This window comes from Dyadobacter sediminis, from assembly GCF_005860765.1.
Taxonomy (GTDB): domain Bacteria; phylum Bacteroidota; class Bacteroidia; order Cytophagales; family Spirosomataceae; genus Dyadobacter; species Dyadobacter sediminis.
Map to the genome: position 1 here is coordinate 256,441 of NZ_VCEI01000030.1, position 15,682 is coordinate 272,122.

General features: G+C 44.0%; 17 protein-coding genes. 13 read left to right on the plus strand and 4 right to left on the minus strand.

Features of this window, described 5'->3' with window-relative positions; genetic code table 11:
* The first annotated feature begins 250 nt into the window (after positions 1 to 250).
* Positions 251 to 487, plus strand: coding sequence for a hypothetical protein (locus FEM55_RS22405; RefSeq protein WP_138283555.1), 237 nt, complete (start codon positions 251 to 253; stop codon positions 485 to 487).
* 105 nt (positions 488 to 592) lie between these two features.
* On the opposite strand, the gene FEM55_RS22410 is transcribed toward FEM55_RS22405, so the two are convergent.
* A complete protein-coding gene (locus tag FEM55_RS22410; RefSeq protein WP_138283556.1) occupies positions 593 to 2,071 on the minus strand; it encodes a M48 family metalloprotease in 1,479 nt (492 codons plus the stop codon).
* A 225-nt stretch (positions 2,072 to 2,296) separates the two neighbouring features.
* Between FEM55_RS22410 and FEM55_RS22415 the strand changes: the two genes are divergently transcribed.
* On the plus strand, positions 2,297 to 3,115 hold the full coding sequence (locus FEM55_RS22415) for a lysophospholipid acyltransferase family protein (RefSeq protein WP_138283557.1): 819 nt from the start codon (positions 2,297 to 2,299) through the stop codon (positions 3,113 to 3,115).
* 29 nt (positions 3,116 to 3,144) lie between these two features.
* Positions 3,145 to 4,059, plus strand: coding sequence for a TIGR01777 family oxidoreductase (locus FEM55_RS22420; RefSeq protein WP_138283558.1), 915 nt, complete (start codon positions 3,145 to 3,147; stop codon positions 4,057 to 4,059).
* A 14-nt stretch (positions 4,060 to 4,073) separates the two neighbouring features.
* Here FEM55_RS22420 and FEM55_RS22425 read toward each other — a convergent pair whose 3' ends face one another.
* On the minus strand, positions 4,074 to 5,540 hold the full coding sequence (locus FEM55_RS22425) for a M61 family metallopeptidase (RefSeq protein WP_138283559.1): 1,467 nt from the start codon (positions 5,538 to 5,540) through the stop codon (positions 4,074 to 4,076).
* A 106-nt stretch (positions 5,541 to 5,646) separates the two neighbouring features.
* On the opposite strand from FEM55_RS22425, the gene FEM55_RS22430 reads away from it, so the two are divergent.
* The 9 genes from FEM55_RS22430 to accC all read left to right on the plus strand — a co-directional run bounded on the left by FEM55_RS22430 (position 5,647) and on the right by accC (position 12,677).
* Positions 5,647 to 6,294 (plus strand): porin family protein, encoded by a 648-nt coding sequence (locus tag FEM55_RS22430; RefSeq protein WP_138283560.1) that lies wholly within the window; start codon positions 5,647 to 5,649, stop codon positions 6,292 to 6,294.
* Positions 6,295 to 6,408: 114 nt separating this feature from the next.
* Positions 6,409 to 7,041, plus strand: a complete 633-nt coding sequence (locus FEM55_RS22435; protein WP_138283561.1) for an acetyltransferase — start codon at positions 6,409 to 6,411, stop codon at positions 7,039 to 7,041.
* A gap of 74 nt (positions 7,042 to 7,115) precedes the next feature.
* Positions 7,116 to 7,670 (plus strand): YceD family protein, encoded by a 555-nt coding sequence (locus tag FEM55_RS22440; RefSeq protein WP_229209379.1) that lies wholly within the window; start codon positions 7,116 to 7,118, stop codon positions 7,668 to 7,670.
* A 100-nt stretch (positions 7,671 to 7,770) separates the two neighbouring features.
* Positions 7,771 to 7,965 carry a 50S ribosomal protein L32 gene (rpmF, locus tag FEM55_RS22445; RefSeq protein WP_138283563.1) on the plus strand — a complete coding sequence of 65 codons (195 nt, stop codon included), beginning with the start codon at positions 7,771 to 7,773 and terminating at the stop codon, positions 7,963 to 7,965.
* Between the two features lie 132 nt (positions 7,966 to 8,097).
* Positions 8,098 to 9,036, plus strand: a complete 939-nt coding sequence (gene plsX, locus FEM55_RS22450) for a phosphate acyltransferase PlsX (RefSeq protein ID WP_138283564.1) — start codon at positions 8,098 to 8,100, stop codon at positions 9,034 to 9,036.
* A gap of 88 nt (positions 9,037 to 9,124) precedes the next feature.
* Positions 9,125 to 10,114 (plus strand): beta-ketoacyl-ACP synthase III, encoded by a 990-nt coding sequence (locus FEM55_RS22455; RefSeq protein WP_138283565.1) that lies wholly within the window; start codon positions 9,125 to 9,127, stop codon positions 10,112 to 10,114.
* A gap of 40 nt (positions 10,115 to 10,154) precedes the next feature.
* Complete coding sequence (gene efp / locus FEM55_RS22460) at positions 10,155 to 10,721, plus strand: elongation factor P (protein WP_138283566.1); 567 nt, start codon at positions 10,155 to 10,157, stop codon at positions 10,719 to 10,721.
* 89 nt (positions 10,722 to 10,810) lie between these two features.
* Complete coding sequence (gene accB, locus FEM55_RS22465) at positions 10,811 to 11,299, plus strand: acetyl-CoA carboxylase biotin carboxyl carrier protein (RefSeq protein WP_138283567.1); 489 nt, start codon at positions 10,811 to 10,813, stop codon at positions 11,297 to 11,299.
* Positions 11,300 to 11,333: 34 nt separating this feature from the next.
* On the plus strand, positions 11,334 to 12,677 hold the full coding sequence (gene accC, locus FEM55_RS22470; protein ID WP_138283568.1) for an acetyl-CoA carboxylase biotin carboxylase subunit: 1,344 nt from the start codon (positions 11,334 to 11,336) through the stop codon (positions 12,675 to 12,677).
* Between the two features lie 178 nt (positions 12,678 to 12,855).
* Here accC and FEM55_RS22475 read toward each other — a convergent pair whose 3' ends face one another.
* Positions 12,856 to 14,316 carry a TonB-dependent receptor gene (locus FEM55_RS22475; protein ID WP_138283569.1) on the minus strand — a complete coding sequence of 487 codons (1,461 nt, stop codon included), beginning with the start codon at positions 14,314 to 14,316 and terminating at the stop codon, positions 12,856 to 12,858.
* 153 nt (positions 14,317 to 14,469) lie between these two features.
* Here FEM55_RS22475 and FEM55_RS22480 point away from each other — a divergent pair, with 153 nt between their 5' ends.
* Positions 14,470 to 14,868 carry a gamma-glutamylcyclotransferase family protein gene (locus tag FEM55_RS22480; protein WP_138283570.1) on the plus strand — a complete coding sequence of 133 codons (399 nt, stop codon included), beginning with the start codon at positions 14,470 to 14,472 and terminating at the stop codon, positions 14,866 to 14,868.
* 11 nt (positions 14,869 to 14,879) lie between these two features.
* Here the strand turns inward: FEM55_RS22480 and FEM55_RS22485 are convergent, their stop codons facing one another.
* Positions 14,880 to 15,647, minus strand: a complete 768-nt coding sequence (locus tag FEM55_RS22485) for a type III pantothenate kinase (protein ID WP_138283571.1) — start codon at positions 15,645 to 15,647, stop codon at positions 14,880 to 14,882.
* Positions 15,648 to 15,682 lie beyond the last annotated feature (35 nt).

Here is a 15,682-nt window from a genome sequence, read left to right on the forward strand (position 1 = left end):
AAACCAGAATTCTGCCTCAATTAGCCATCGGCATCTTTCACTTATCCAAAGGCAAAGTTTCCACTTGCATTTTTCCCGCTACTTTCGAATATTCGCATTCCCAATTAAGTAGCGTGAAATATGAAAAATCTAGCAAGTATTGCCCTGTTATGGTGTGGATCAGGCGAAAGCCCCTGAGCGCTTTCACGGGCGCGGGACACCTAAGACAGGGCACTTTTTAATTTTTCCCATTCCAAAAATTACGTGAAAGATGAACAAAACACACACTCCCGAGTCGCACGACTCGTTGTATCTGGCTTATGGCCAACAAGTAAAAACTTTGCTTGAAATGAGCAGTCCGGCTGAAATGGCTGAAAACCTTTGGGAAATTTACAGTGGCTTTGTTAATTCTGAAAAGGTAAACGGCTACAATCCCCGCCAAGCCGACCTCTTTCTGACATTCAGGGAACTGATGCTATTTTGCCAGCGGATTCAGGCAATGAAGTAACAAGTCAGAAATATTTTACCAAGTTATTTGATTGATTAAAACACAAAAAAAGCCTTTGCTATGATTCCCATAACAAAGGCTTTTTTTGGCTTAATGCCTGTTTACTTATTTACTCAACGTCTTGATCAGCATTCCTTTGGTTACTTTGGCGGATAAATCCATGCCGTTAATAATTGCAAGTTCATCCAAGCGGTTATCCTGCTGGCCGTTGTCTTTCAATGCATCCCGCAAAGTTCCGTCGCGCTGCACCGATTTGACCCGGATGCGGTCCGGTTTTCTGCCCAGAATATTCTGGTCGGAAACCGATTTGAAGCCTTGCGCGACAGACTGAAACTGATTTAAATTATTGTTAAAATCGCCGACTGCCGAAACGCCATGAATGGCATAAATATTTCCTCCGTACTGAATAAGCCAGCTTGCAACCTGAATCGCACTTGCCGCAGCCTGCGCTGCTTGCGCCTGTCCGCTTTCCGACTGTGCTGCCTGCTTTGAAATCATTACAATGGCCGGATTGCCGTTGATCGTCGTTTTATTATTTTCCAAAACCTGCAGACTGAAATTTTTGACTGTTGCCTGTGCTGCTGCCTCGAGTGATTTTCCTTCGGCCATCATGAACATCATCATGGATTTTCCATCTTTTGCAGCCATTTGAAACTGAGACGGCGTATTTTCATATTGCCATCCACTTGGCACCGGAAACTGCAATTTCAACTCGGGATGATAAAAAACGTTGTTTTCAACAAAACCCTGTTTCGGATCTTCACCGTAAATAATGCCGTCTATTTTACGGAGATATGCGTCGCGGTTTACATTGTATTTGGCCGGATGCTCCGTTTGATATTGTGTGGCCAATTTCTCAACCTTGTTCATCCTGTCGCCCGGATCCGGGTGCGTAGACTGGAAAGTTGGAATGCTTTGTCCGCTTTTTTCACTCAGCTTTTTCAGTGTTCCAAAAAAGTCGGCCATCTGGTGTGCGTCGTAACCGATTTTGCTGGAATATTCCACACCTATTTTGTCCGATTCTGTCTCATGATCGCGGCTGTAACTCAGCATTAACAAGCCAAGTGCCTGCTGCGACTGATCGGCAAGACCTCTTACTGTTTCGGAAAGCACCATTCCGGCCATTAATCCGACTTGCCCCAATATTTGCGAAGTTTGCTGACGTGCCGAATGGCGTGCCGTAATGTGTCCGATTTCGTGGCCGAGTACGCCTGCAAATTCGGCTTCATTATTGAAATGCGCCATAATACCCCTTGTAAAGTATACGTAACCGCCGGGCACGGCAAAAGCATTTACAACCGGAGAATCAACAATAAAGAATTGATAAGGAAGATCGGGCCGATGAGAAATTTTGGTCATTGCCTTTCCCTTTTCATTAATAAAAGCCTGCAGGTTTTTGTCATCATAAATGCCCATTGTGGCCACTACGGAGGGATGCGATTCCGCTCCAAGTGCAATTTCTTTTTCTTTCGACATAAAAATAAGTTCCTTTTTTCCTGTCACCGGATTTTTGGAACAGCCTGTCAGAAAGCCTGCAGCTACTATAAAGCTTGTAATAATGTGCAGTTGAAATTTTATTTTCATAAAACAGAAAATCGAATGTTACTAAGGAGATATAAACTAAAAATCATAAGGAATTCTACGAAAGAATCATGCCAAATTAAGCAGAGATTTGTACCCGTGTGGTGATGCAAAAAATATATTTACATTAACTGTGCTTATTACATAAATTACGCCGGAATAGTACGCAAATTTTCTTTTCAAAACGAAGTTGCCGTTCAGCAGGAAAGCTGAAAATACATGTACACTATGAATTCTAAAAAAAGTAATTACAGTCTTTTACCGTCATGGCTGGTCGGGCTTGACTTTTTGGGCATTTTTGAAAAAGATCCTTTTGGCAATTATCTGATCATAAAAAGGTTTTTCATCTTTGTTCTGGGCTGGTTTACTTATTATCGCTACACGGCTGTCAACAAAATCAGGATCATCGGCAGCGATCAATTGCTGGACCTTCCGGATCACGGCGTGCTTTTTCTTTCCAACCATCAGACTTACTTTGCCGATGTAATTGCTTTTTACCATATTTTCTGCGCGGCCAAATGGGGTTACAAAGATACGATTTCACCTCCTTTTTATCTTTTTTCTCCACGTGCAAGATGCTATTACGTTGCCGCTTCAGAAACAATGAAAGGCGGAATTTTGCCAAGATTGTTCAGCATGGGCGGCGCCATCACGATTGAACGTTCGTGGCGCGCCAACGGAGAAAATGTACAAAGGCAACTCGACAATTCCGCACAGGACCGAATCGGGCTCGGACTCGGGCATGGCTGGGTAATCAGTTTTCCGCAGGGTACGACCAAACCTTTTGCGCCCGTCCGGAAAGGAACCGCGCATCTTATCAAGGAACATCAGCCTATCGTTATTCCGGTTGTGATCAATGGTTTCAGACGTGCGTTTGACAAAAAAGGATTGCGATTCAAGAAACGAAATACAAAGTTGACGGTTCAGTTTAAAGCACCGATGCATTTTCTGCCGGACGAATCTGTTGAGAGCATGATCGAACGGATTACAAAAGCCATTGAGCAGGAAGCGCCCGGAGAAGGAACGGCTGCAGCTTCCGCATCCTGACATGGTATGCTTTTTTAAAGTACTCTTTTATGCGCAAAAAAGTATTGATAACAGGCGGAACCGGTGTAATCGGCAAACGTCTTACTGAACTTCTTCTTGAAAAAAACTACGACGTTGCTTATCTGAGCCGGAAAAAGAAGGCTATAAAGTTTGTTCAGGTTTTTGAATGGGACGTTGCAAAAGGATATATAGAAGAAAATGCGCTGGAAAATACCGACTTTCTGATCCATCTTGCCGGAGCAGGCGTTGCGGACGAACGCTGGACTGAAGAGCGCAAAAAAATCATTGTTTCCAGCCGTACTGACAGTATTTTATTAATTGCGCAAAAAATAAAGGAAAAAAACATAAAACCCACTGCTTTTATATCTGCATCCGGAAGCAGTTATTACGGTGAAGACAGCGGCGATGTCCGGAATACGGAAGATTCTCCCGCTGGCAACGACTTTCTTTCTCACGTTACTATAGAATGGGAAAAAGCGGCGGATGCGGTTGCAAAACTCGGTATCCGAACCGTAAAATTAAGAACCGGCATTGTACTAAGCATGGACGGCGGGGCAATCCCGAAAATGGCATCACCCGCCCGGCTCGGATTTGGTGCGCCGCTGGGTTCGGGCAAGCAATGGGTTCCGTGGATTCACATTGACGACATTTGCCGGATGTATATCCATGCCATGGAAAATGATAGCTGGAACGACACCTACAATGCAGTTGCCAACCCGCCTGTTACGAACAAGGAACTCACCAAACAAATATGCATTGCACTCGGCAAGCCGCAATGGCTGCCCAATGTGCCGGCATTTGCATTAAGAATGGCTTTCGGAGAAATGGCGAATGTGGTGCTTGGCAGCAGTTATCTTGTAAACAAACGCATTGCCGAAGAAACCGGTTTTCAATATAAATATCCCGATCTTCCCGAAGCTCTGAAAGAAGTATTCAGCAAGTAAATCCAGAAAAACTTTTATTCTTCAGATTCAAAAACCTGAACGGACGAAAGCCATTTATCCCTTTGTGCTTTGCCGTGAAGATCTTCAGATACATGCAACTGAACAAGGCTATCTTCAGAAACGGACATGTGCATCCCGACAAATTCTAGTGCTTCGTTCAATCTGGTTTCAAGCGGCTCGCTGGTGAAAATACAGTCATTCCAGTACCATTCCAGTGATTCTGCGGCAACTTCTTCAGCTATATCCTTATAATCCTGCAACGAATACCCGATAAAAGGCTTGCCAAAACGAACCCATAACAAGCGTATCACATTGTCAATGGATTGCCTGTGATCCGATATTTTTCTCAGGTAAAGATCAAGAATCAGTGCAGCCAGCGCACCTTTGTGATATACCGAAACTTTGCGGTCCGGAATGCCTTTTTCATAGCCGTCCAGCCATAAGTCAAAGGAAGAATCAGCAAGCGACTGCGTGGCATTTGCGCTGTTTTCAAAATGCCTTTTCATATATACTTCCAGTTCCATCAGATAAGCTTCCTCATCGAAAACACCGGCCCGTTTCAGAAAAAGATCGCCGTAATACGTTGTGCAGCCTTCTGCGACAAAACACGTCCGGAAATAATTTTCTTTTGTAAAATCGTATGGTAAAAGTTCTTTCGGACGAATTCGGATGATATTCCAGGCATGAAACAACTCGTGCGAACTTACTCCGAGCAGATCGGTATACATGCCTTCGCCTTCATCATCGGGCCCGAGAACGATCATGGTGGAATTGTGATGTTCCACGCCGTGATAAAATGCCGTTGGTAAAATGAGGTTCAGAAAATGATATTCAGTTTCAGGAAATTCGCCCATAGTAGCAATCTGTTCGGCAGAAAAACGCCGAAAATCGTGCTCGATGCGTTTCCAGTCCGGACGGATATTCCCGTGCATCCAGACCATAAAACGGACATTTTCAACCTGATATTCACATTTTTGTAAACTTTGAGAGGCCAATAACGGGCTGTCTACAAGTTCATAGAAATCTTTGGCAAAAAGCCTGTTTTTACCTTTTAAAGACAAGCCGCAGGCAATGGTATAATTTTCAGGCAAATCAAGGTCAATTGTATAAGCCTCCGAAATGCGGCTTTCCGTGTACATGCAGAAATTGATGAAGTTCAAGTACCAGAGTTCTTCATCCACATAACTGGTTCCGGCATTTCTTACATTGGCATAGTACGTATACCGGATTTGGATTTCATTTTCACCTTCCGTTCCAACCCGCCAGCGGTCTTTGGTTACCTTGTATAAATCGCATTTCCGGCCTGTTGCGGAAACTGCTTCAATAAATTGAATATTTTTGGCAAAGTTCTGAATTTCGTACCGGCCCGGCCTCCACGCAGGCAGCTGAACTTCAATATAGTCTGTTTCAATGCGTGTGATCGTATAAATGATATGCAATAAACGGCTTTGCGGATCGGGTACGGAAATGGAGTAATGCATAAATTTGATAGGTTACAGAAGCAACAAGAAAGCACAGTTCACAGATAAACCAAAATTCCGGATTTCTACGTTACTAGTTGCAATAGTATAAATAAACGCTTTTTAGATGAAAAATAAAATCCTACTGCTTTGTACGATGCTGCTTACGGCTGTCGCATGCCCGTCCTTAATGGCGCAGAACGATGATTATTATCGCCCGGATTCACTCCGGAATGACAATCCGCAGGAAACAGAGGAAAGACCGGTTCAAACTCCGAAACCGGTTGAGAAGAAGAAAGACGTGGATTTCAGTCAACTGCCGTTTCTTGAACGTCTGAGACTGGGCGGGAGCTTCGGTTTAAGCCTTGGAACGGTTACCAACATCAATCTTTCGCCCATGGCCGGTTATGAACTGACAGAAAAGCTGATTGTCGGGCTGGGACCTACGCTGATGTATTTCCGGTATAAATATTATGATATCAATACGGCATATTACGGCGGACGGGGATTTTTGATGTATGCTGTTATTCCGAAGATCAAAGTGATTGCTGAATTTGAAGCATTGAATGTGGAAGGCTCTTATCAGAAACGGCAGTGGCTTGCTTCTCCGATGGCCGGCGCGGCTTATTCCCTGCCGATCGGCGGACGGTTTATCAAAGAAGTCCATTTTACAGGATTATATAATTTCAGCTACAACAATCAGATTGATCCGTACAGCCGGCAGAACCTTTCACCTTACGGAAGTCCGTTTGTTTTTCGGGTAACTTTTCTGTAAATCCTCTTTTTATCAGATATTCCGCAGATTACGGCCATTGCGCCGGTGGTTTGATTTTTTAGTTCCAATTGAAATCTTTGCGACAAAGCAAAACTGAGTATTTAAACAACCATTATGGAAAATCCCGTATTAATTTTTGGCGCAGGAGATCTCGGCGTTCAGGCGCTGGATATATTCAGACGTAACAACGTGCTGGTATACGGTCTCTTGGACGACCACAAAGAACTGCACGGAAAAGAGTTTGGTGACACCAGTGTTCTCGGAAATACAGATGATCCCGGATTTCTGAATATTATCGGATCAAAATGCGAGGCTTTTGTGGCTATTGGCGAGCGTTCCGTGCGGGAACGGCTTGTGGAAACGCTGCTGGAAGAATGCAAGAAAATGCCTGTTAACGCCATTCACGACACCGCTACCATTTCAGAAATGTCTTCCATCGGACATGGAAACCTGATTGCTGCAAGAGTTACAATCGGGGCAAGATCCGTAATCGGACATCATTGCCTTGTACAAACAGCCTCGGTTATAGACACTTCCGTTCTGATCGGCGATTATGTCACAATTGGAACCGGAGCACTGATTAACGATCGTGTAAGATTGGGCGACGGCGCTTTTGTAGGTTCAGGCGCAGTAATTGTGGCCGGCATTGAAATCGGGAAAAACGCCAGAATCGGCGCGGGTTCCGTTGTTGTTGAAAATGTTCCGGCCGGCGCAACTTACTTCGGCAATCCCGCTAGGAAGATCTGAAGCCAATAAAATTTATCCATAGTTTTTTTATTAAATCGAAAGACATTACCTTTGCAATCCTTTTGACAGAAAAAGTGAAAGAGCTAAGTAAATACAACATAGACATTTACGGTTTGGAGGACAAACAGTATGAATATGACATGGAATCCGGCGATGCTTTTTTTCAGGAACTGGACCAGGACCTGATCGAGCACGGACATTTCAAAACGCATATTGTTCTCAACAAATCGGCGACCATGATCCAACTCAACTTTCATACGGAAGGAGTTTTGACCTTGATTTGTGACCGGAGCCTTGAACTGTTTGAAGAACCGATTGACACAAATGAAAGGATCATTCTGAAATTCGGTGATCATGATGAAGAGCTTACGGAAGAAATCGAGATTATAAACAGGAATACAACGAGGATAAACGTAGCGCGTTATCTTTTTGATTTTATAGCCTTGTCGCTTCCGATAAAAAAAATACATCCGAGCCTTCGCACGGAAGAAGACGAAGCAGATCTGCTGGATGATGAAGACGGCATTCTGGTTTATTCTTCAGATACTTCTGAGGATGATGTGGAAGAAGAGGAAGAAAAGATTGATCCACGCTGGGAAGCATTAAAAAAGCTGAAAGGCGATCATTAATAAAACAAGTTGCATGTTAAATCAGGCTTAAAACATTCTGAAGTCTTCTTTAACAATAAAAGATTTACAATAAAATAAACAATACAGAACATAAAGTATCATGGCACATCCTAAGCGGAGACATTCCACTTCCCGTCGCGATTCGCGCAGAGCGCATGACTTCCTTACCGGAAAGCAACTAGCTACAGACTCATCAACAGGTGAAATTCACCAGCTCCACCGTGCACACGTTCACGAAGGAAACTTGGTTTACAGAGGTAAAGTTGTAGTTGAGAACTATACGAAAACGGTTTAGTTTCAGTCGATGAGCATATCAATTTCGCAGCAGCCGTATAAAAGTTGTTGCGAAATTCTTTTTTACTACGGTACATCTGCTAAATTTACACCTTCGATTTCTAACTTATTTGTCTAAAATAACAGCGTGTAAATGAAAATTGCGGTAGATGCTATGGGGGGAGATTTAGCTCCACAGGCAATTGTTGAAGGGGTTATTGATGCCGCTTCTGAACTACCATCCGAGGCGAGAATCGTTTTAATCGGCCGGGAAAGTGTAATTTGGGATATTTTTAACCAGAAAAATTTTAAGCCTGTCAATATTGACATCGTTCATGCAGAGGATGTTATTGAAATGGGCGAACATCCGACCAAAGCGCTTTCCCAAAAACCGAATTCCAGCATTGGAACCGGTTTCAAGCTTCTGAAAGAAAAAGAAGTCGATATATTCTGCAGTGCCGGTAACACCGGAGCCATGCATGTAGGCGCTCTTTTCAGTATAAAAGCGATTGAAGGCGTGCTGAGGCCAGCCATTGCCGGACTTGTTCCGCAGGTCGGAGGAGGATACGCAATCATGCTGGACATTGGCGCGAATGCAGACTGCAAACCGGAAGTACTTGCCCAATTTGGCGAAATAGGATCTATTTTTGCCCAACATACTTTTCAGATTGACCGCCCGCGTGTTGCATTGATGAACATCGGCGAAGAAGAGCAGAAAGGCTCTTTAACATCTCAGGCAACTTATCCGCTGCTAAAACAAAACAAACGAATTAACTTTACCGGAAATATCGAAGGGAAAGATCTCTTTACCAATAAAGCGGACGTGATTGTAACGGACGGCTTTACCGGCAATGTGCTGTTCAAACTGGGCGAATCCTTTTATGAAATTTCCAAAACAAGAGGTTTCAAAGATGATTTTGTGGATCAGACAAATTATGCATCCATTGGTGGAAGCCCGATTATCGGTGTGAATGGAAATGTTATGATTGCCCATGGGATATCGTCACCGCTGGCCATAAAAAACATGATCGGCTGGGCTTACAAGCAAGTCAAGTCAAAAGCATATTTACATATTACGCAGGCATTAAATTGATTCTGAATGCTTAAAACTGCTTGTATGAATAAAACGATACTGTCCTTTTTACCAAAATCTTTCCGGATTTTGAATAGTTAACTTTATCATGACCCATATAAAAGCCTCTATAACAGGAATACAAGGGTATGTGCCTGATTATATTTTGACAAATGCCGAATTGGAAACAATGGTTGCGACAAACGATGAATGGATTGTCAGCCGTACAGGGATCAAAGAAAGGCATATACTCAAAGGTGAAGGTTTGGGGAGTTCACATATGGGCGCCGAGGCTGTAAAAGGATTACTGGCCAAAACCAATACAAGCCCTGCTGAAATAGATTTGCTGATCTGCGCCACGACTACGCCTGACTTTATTTTCCCATGTACTGCCAATCTGATTTGTGATATGGTCGGTATCCGTAATGTCGGAAGCTTTGATATTCAGGCGGCTTGTTCAGGATTTGTGTATGCGCTTACATTGGGTTCCCAGTTCATTGAAACCGGCAAATACAAAAAGATTGTCATTGTCGGAACGGATAAAATGTCTGCAATTGTAGATTATACAGACCGCAAAACCTGCGTACTTTTCGGAGATGGCGCCGGTGCCGTTCTGCTGGAACCCAATACCGAAGGAAATGGCATCATTGATTCCATTATCCGTTCGGACGGAGCGGGCCAGCCGTATCTTCACCAGAAAGGAGGAGGAAGCAGGTACCCGCCAACGCATGAAACCATTGACATGGGATGGCATCATGTTTATCAGGACGGTTCGCAGGTATTCAAATTTGCAGTAACCAACATGGCTGATATTTCTGCGGAAATCATGGAAAAAAACAGTCTGAAAGGCGATGATATTGCATGGCTGGTTCCGCATCAGGCCAACAAGCGGATTATAGAAGCCACGGCAAACCGCATGGGCGTCGGGATGAACAAAGTAATGATGAATATCCAGAATTACGGAAACACAACCTCAGCAACAATTCCGCTTTGTTTATGGGATTATGAATCACAGCTTAAAAAAGGTGATAATCTTGTGCTTGCTGCTTTCGGAGGTGGTTTTACCTGGGGATCAATCTATTTAAAATGGGCTTACTGAGCCTGAAATTCTGTTAGAAAATACAATTAATTACTATAAAATGGCAACTACTGCAGATTTGCGTAACGGGTTAGTGTTAAATTTCAATCATGATCTTTTTCAGGTTATTGAATTTCAACATGTCAAGCCAGGAAAAGGAAATGCCTTCGTTCGCACAAAGCTAAAAAGCCTTACTTCGGGCAAAGTGCTTGACAATACATTTTCATCCGGCGCTACGATTTTACCGGTACGCGTTGAAAGACATAAATTCCAGTTTTTATACAAAGATGAAGCCGGCTTCAATTTCATGAATTCCGAAACTTTTGATCAGGTTTCGATCAATGACAAACTGATCACGAATGCTGATCTGATGAAGGAAGGCCAGGAAGTGGAGATCCTGATCAATACGGAAAATGACAGCCCTCTTTTATGTGAACTGCCTCCGTTTGTTGAACTTGTTGTTACTTACTCGGAGCCCGGCCTGAAAGGTGACACTGCAAATTCACCTAAAAAGGCCATTGAAGTGGAAACCGGTGCAAGGATTATGGTTCCTTTGTTCATTCAAGAAGGAGAAAAAATCAAAGTTGATACCCGCACTTACGATTACGTTGAAAGAGTAAAATCATAATATTGTTATCTGTGAGAGGTAAATGGCCTTTTCAAGAAGCTTATAAGCAGGCCTCAGCGGATCAATCCCCACAGTTTAAATTCGACTAAATGGAAACCAGAGAAATTCAGAAATTAATTGACTTCATTGCCCAGTCCGGCCTTGATGAAGTGAATATTGAAACCACAGATTTGAAAATCAAGGTAAAGCGTTACGGCTCTGCTCCTACGGCATCAGTAACTTCCGCGTCACCGGTAAGTGCTGCACCTTCCATAGCAACGCCGGCTCCGACTGCACCGGTTACACAATCAGCACCGGCTGAGCCTGTGATTGCTTCCGGGTCAGCGGCTTCCAGCAATTTAGTCACAATCAAATCTCCGATGATCGGTACTTTTTACAGGGCTTCCAATCCGGAAACACCGGTTTTTATCAATGTCGGAGATGAAATCAAGCCTGGAAAAGTAGTATGTGTCATTGAAGCCATGAAGCTTTTCAATGAAATTGAATCTGAAATTTCCGGAAGAATCGTAAAAGTTCTGGTGGAAAATGCAACTCCGGTTGAATTTGACCAGCCCTTGTTTCTTGTTGAGCCTGCATAATGCAATGAACGATCTGTAAAACTCAATTCAGTACATGTTTAAAAAGATACTCATTGCCAATAGAGGAGAAATCGCCTTGCGCGTAATAAGAACCTGTCGTGAGATGGGGATTAAAACAGTAGCCGTTTATTCCACTGCCGACCGTGACAGTTTGCACGTCCGCTTTGCCGACGAGGCAGTCTGCATAGGACCTCCTCCCAGCAGACAATCCTACCTGAGCATTCAGAATATTATTTCAGCAGCGGAAGTGACCGGAGCAGATGCCATTCATCCCGGATACGGATTTTTGTCTGAAAATGCAGAATTTTCTCAGATCTGTGCTGATTACGGCATTAAATTCATTGGTGCAACTGCGGCCCAGATAAACGGGATGGGCGATAAAGCCACTGCCAAGGCGACCATGATCAAAGCCGGCGTTCCTGTTGTACCGGGTTCTGAAGGCTTGCTGGAATCGGTAGAACAAGGCAAAAAACTTGCGGAAGGAATCGGCTATCCGGTTATTGTAAAAGCGACAGCCGGCGGCGGCGGACGCGGAATGCGCATCATCAACAAGCCGGACGAATTTGAAAAGGCCTGGAATGATGCCCGTACCGAATCTGCAGCTGCATTTGGGAATGACGGCCTTTATCTGGAAAAATTTGTAGAAGAGCCGCGCCATATTGAAATCCAGATTATCGGAGACCAGTTTGGCAAAGTTTGCCACTTGTCCGAACGGGATTGTTCGATTCAGCGCCGGCATCAGAAGCTTGTTGAAGAAACACCTTCTCCGATTATCACTCCCGAACTTCGTGAAAAAATGGGTGCAGCAGCCATCAAGGGTGCTCAGGCCATTGGTTATGAAGGTGCCGGAACCATTGAATTCCTTGTTGACAAACACGGTGACTTCTACTTCATGGAAATGAATACCCGTATTCAGGTGGAACATCCTATAACTGAAGAAGTGACTGACTTCGACCTTATCAAGGAACAAATCAAGGTTGCCGCCGGAGAGCCGATTCTTGGCGTTAATTACATGCCGAAGCTTTATGCAATGGAATGCCGCATCAATGCCGAAGATCCGGCTAACGGATTCAGACCTTCGCCGGGCAAAATAACCAATATGCATTTTCCGGGAGGACACGGAATCCGGATTGACAGCCACGTGTACAGCGGCTATACGATCCCGCCGAACTACGATTCCATGATTGCAAAACTGATTGTAAGCGGACAGTCACGGGAAGAGGTCATTACGCGTATGAAGCGTGCTTTACAGGAATTTGTTATTGAAGGAATTAAAACAACAATTCCGTTTCATATTAAATTGATGGATGATCCGGGATTTAAATCCGGAAACTTCACGACCAAATATCTTGAAACATTTGATTTTTCAACGCTTTGATTTCAAAGCAAGAATATAAAGTAAACAATCAAAAAGAGCTGCAAACAGATGTTTGCAGCTCTTTTTGATTGTTTGTACTGTTTCAAAAAAACGGTTACCGTGGAAAATACTGTAATTTTTCAAGCCACAAATACACCAATCCACACGAATCAAACTCCACTTCCATGCACAACAGCAATCACAGATTTCCGACAGCCTGATGAATCTGCTTGACCGTATCCGCATAATTATCTTCGTTCGGAAGGCCGAAAAGTGACTTTTCCTTGATAATCTGCGCAACGTTTTCAGGTACCAGTTTTTCCCAGCCGGGTTCACCCCTTTTTATCTTTTCCAGAACACTGTCTGTGGTTATATGCATGTGTTCTTTATTATAATTCCGGATATCCTCTATTTTATCGTTAATGATGAGGTATTGAAACAGCGGACGCAAATGATCGGGCACCACAAAATTCTCACAACTGTAAACGGAGCCATCCGGCTGTAAAGTCGGGTAAATAAACAATTTCACCTTGCGGCTGAACAGCGTTGCAAACGATTCAAGAATGCCACCGGGCAAAAATTCATAGTGTTTTTCTTCAAAAATATCCTGCAGACTCGGGCTTCCAAGCAGCAATCCGGCTTTCAGTTTGGTAAGCCTTGAAAGGTACGCGACCAGACGGTAATATTCATGATGGTTGGAAATCATCACCATATGGCCCAGCGAACAAAGAATATCGACCCGATCCAGAAAATCCTTCTCATCAATATCGCGGTCGCCGCCTTTCAGATTATGCAGCGTCAGTTCGGAAATGAGTACCACTTTGGACTCATCCACATCCGGTTCTGCCAGAAACTGCTTCTGGCCGTTGCTGATCAGGTCAATGTGAACGTTGGTAATGGGACGCAAGCGTCCGCGCATCATCAGAATGTGTTTTTTATACAAAGCTTCGGAAGGCTGCAACACGCCGCCGTCACTGCCGAACAAGGCAGCATCCGTAAAGCCGTTTTTAACAAGACGAAGGCTCATTAACCGATTGTCAACCTTGGCAAAATCCGGACCGCTAAAACGCACCATATCAATTTCGATGCGATCCGTCGTCAGATCGTCCATAAGCGACATCAGTAGCGTTTCTGGCGATTTGTAGTAGAAAAAACAGCCATACATCAGATTGACACCGATAATACCCAATGCCTGCTGTTGTAAAATATTCTCATCGTCGCGCATACGCACATGGATCACCACATAATTTGTAGGACCCATCGGAGTAAGCTGAAACTGCAGACCAATCCAGCCATGCGATTCATTTGTTTTCTGAAAGTTAAGAGCAACTACGGTATTGGCAAAAGCAAAAAACTGACTGTCTGCACCGCGTTTTTCCGAGAGGCGCTTTTCGACCAGATTATATTCCCGGTTCAGCATCTTCATCAAACGGGATTCCACCACGTACCTTCCACCCTCTTCCGTTCCATAAATGGCGTCGCTGAAAGTCATATCGTACGCCGACATGGTTTTGGCAACTGTGCCCGATGCTCCGCCTGCTTTAAAAAAGTACGCTGCCGTTTCCTGTCCGGCGCCGATTTCTGCAAACGAACCGTAAATACGGCGATCCAGATTGATTCTCAACGCTTTTTGTTTTGTACCAAGATTCTTGTCGTACATAACTTTATATTAATAAGATGAAAAGCTTTATTTGTAAATATAAGAAAAATACCACTTTTAACTATAACCGGAACTAACTGATCATAGGTATAAACGGAAAATTCTAAATTATCAATACGAAAAATTGTTCCCGGTCACAAGCCGGTCTGCAGCATGTCCGAATATCTTTTTACATACGGCACATTGATGAAAGGTTTTGACAATCCTTTTGCCAGGATACTTCAGGATGCTTCCGAGTATGCCGGGGATGGCCATTTTCCAGGCTTGCTGTATCTTGTAAGCTGGTACCCGGGCGCAGTTTATCTTGAACAAAATCCATCCAAAGTATACGGGGAAATATACAAATTGTCCGAACAGAAAGAGCTGCTGAAACAACTTGACGAATACGAAGACGTTTTTGAAGATGAAAAAGAAAGCCTGTATCTCCGGAAAGTAGTTCCTGTAACGCGTACAGATGGAAAGATAATCCATTGCTGGGCATACCTTTACAATCAGCAAGTGCATGATTTGCCTGTAATCCCGGAAGGTGATTTTAAAAAAATTTCCTTGTAAAAAATATTGCGTCAAGCTCTTGTGCGCTCACCGATGATCCGCAGGCCGTCCAGCGTAAGTTTCCGGTCTATTTCCACAAATTCGTCCTGAAGCGTGTCAATAATGGAAGACAGACCGCCTGTAGCAACCGCAATGCATTCTCCGCCCAGCTCTGCGCGGATACGCTGCAGCATGGACTTGACAAGCCCTTCGTAACCCAGCAATATGCCCGCCTGAATGGCATGCGTTGTATTTTTTCCAATGGCGCTGTCAGGCAAAACCAGCGGCACTTCGGGAAGCTGGGCCGTATTTGCAAAAAGTGCTTTGACCGCGGTAACCAGCCCGGGCAGAATGGCAACGCCGAGAATTTGCCTGTTTTTGGAAACCGTAGTAAAAGTAAGTGCTGTACCGAAATCGACAACGACACAATTCTGCTCATACCGTGTCATCACGGCAACGGCATTGGCAATAAGATCTGCGCCGATTTCATGCGGATGATCAATAGCAATATCCAGTTCAGGAAAAACACCCGGGCCGACGAGAATAACATCACTGCCGAACAACGCACGCAGCATTCTGTGGATTACCGGCGTCAGGTCAGGAACAACGCTGCTTAAAACAACTGTTTCCACGTCGCCGTACCAAAGTCCCGCTTCCAGAAAATGCAACCTGAGCTTTGACTCAAAATACGATTCACTTTCATGAACAAGCGACGGCATACGCCATATATAATCCCAGTCTCCGGACTGGTAAAGCCCGAAAACGGTATCTGTATTGCCAACATCAACAGCTAAAAGCATAATCTGGAAATTACATCTGCAAAAAATCGATGGCA

Bases quoted from the DNA above. Each gene is read 5' to 3' on its own strand.
- FEM55_RS22405 (WP_138283555.1), top strand. From the start codon at position 251: ATGAACAAAACACACACTCCCGAGTCGCACGACTCGTTGTATCTGGCT.
- FEM55_RS22410 (WP_138283556.1), bottom strand. From the start codon at position 2,071: ATGAAAATAAAATTTCAACTGCACATTATTACAAGCTTTATAGTAGCT.
- FEM55_RS22415 (WP_138283557.1), top strand. From the start codon at position 2,297: ATGAATTCTAAAAAAAGTAATTACAGTCTTTTACCGTCATGGCTGGTC.
- FEM55_RS22420 (WP_138283558.1), top strand. From the start codon at position 3,145: ATGCGCAAAAAAGTATTGATAACAGGCGGAACCGGTGTAATCGGCAAA.
- FEM55_RS22425 (WP_138283559.1), bottom strand. From the start codon at position 5,540: ATGCATTACTCCATTTCCGTACCCGATCCGCAAAGCCGTTTATTGCAT.
- FEM55_RS22430 (WP_138283560.1), top strand. From the start codon at position 5,647: ATGAAAAATAAAATCCTACTGCTTTGTACGATGCTGCTTACGGCTGTC.
- FEM55_RS22435 (WP_138283561.1), top strand. From the start codon at position 6,409: ATGGAAAATCCCGTATTAATTTTTGGCGCAGGAGATCTCGGCGTTCAG.
- rpmF (WP_138283563.1), top strand. From the start codon at position 7,771: ATGGCACATCCTAAGCGGAGACATTCCACTTCCCGTCGCGATTCGCGC.
- plsX (WP_138283564.1), top strand. From the start codon at position 8,098: ATGAAAATTGCGGTAGATGCTATGGGGGGAGATTTAGCTCCACAGGCA.
- FEM55_RS22455 (WP_138283565.1), top strand. From the start codon at position 9,125: ATGACCCATATAAAAGCCTCTATAACAGGAATACAAGGGTATGTGCCT.
- efp (WP_138283566.1), top strand. From the start codon at position 10,155: ATGGCAACTACTGCAGATTTGCGTAACGGGTTAGTGTTAAATTTCAAT.
- accB (WP_138283567.1), top strand. From the start codon at position 10,811: ATGGAAACCAGAGAAATTCAGAAATTAATTGACTTCATTGCCCAGTCC.
- accC (WP_138283568.1), top strand. From the start codon at position 11,334: ATGTTTAAAAAGATACTCATTGCCAATAGAGGAGAAATCGCCTTGCGC.
- FEM55_RS22475 (WP_138283569.1), bottom strand. From the start codon at position 14,316: ATGTACGACAAGAATCTTGGTACAAAACAAAAAGCGTTGAGAATCAAT.
- FEM55_RS22480 (WP_138283570.1), top strand. From the start codon at position 14,470: ATGTCCGAATATCTTTTTACATACGGCACATTGATGAAAGGTTTTGAC.
- FEM55_RS22485 (WP_138283571.1), bottom strand. From the start codon at position 15,647: ATGCTTTTAGCTGTTGATGTTGGCAATACAGATACCGTTTTCGGGCTT.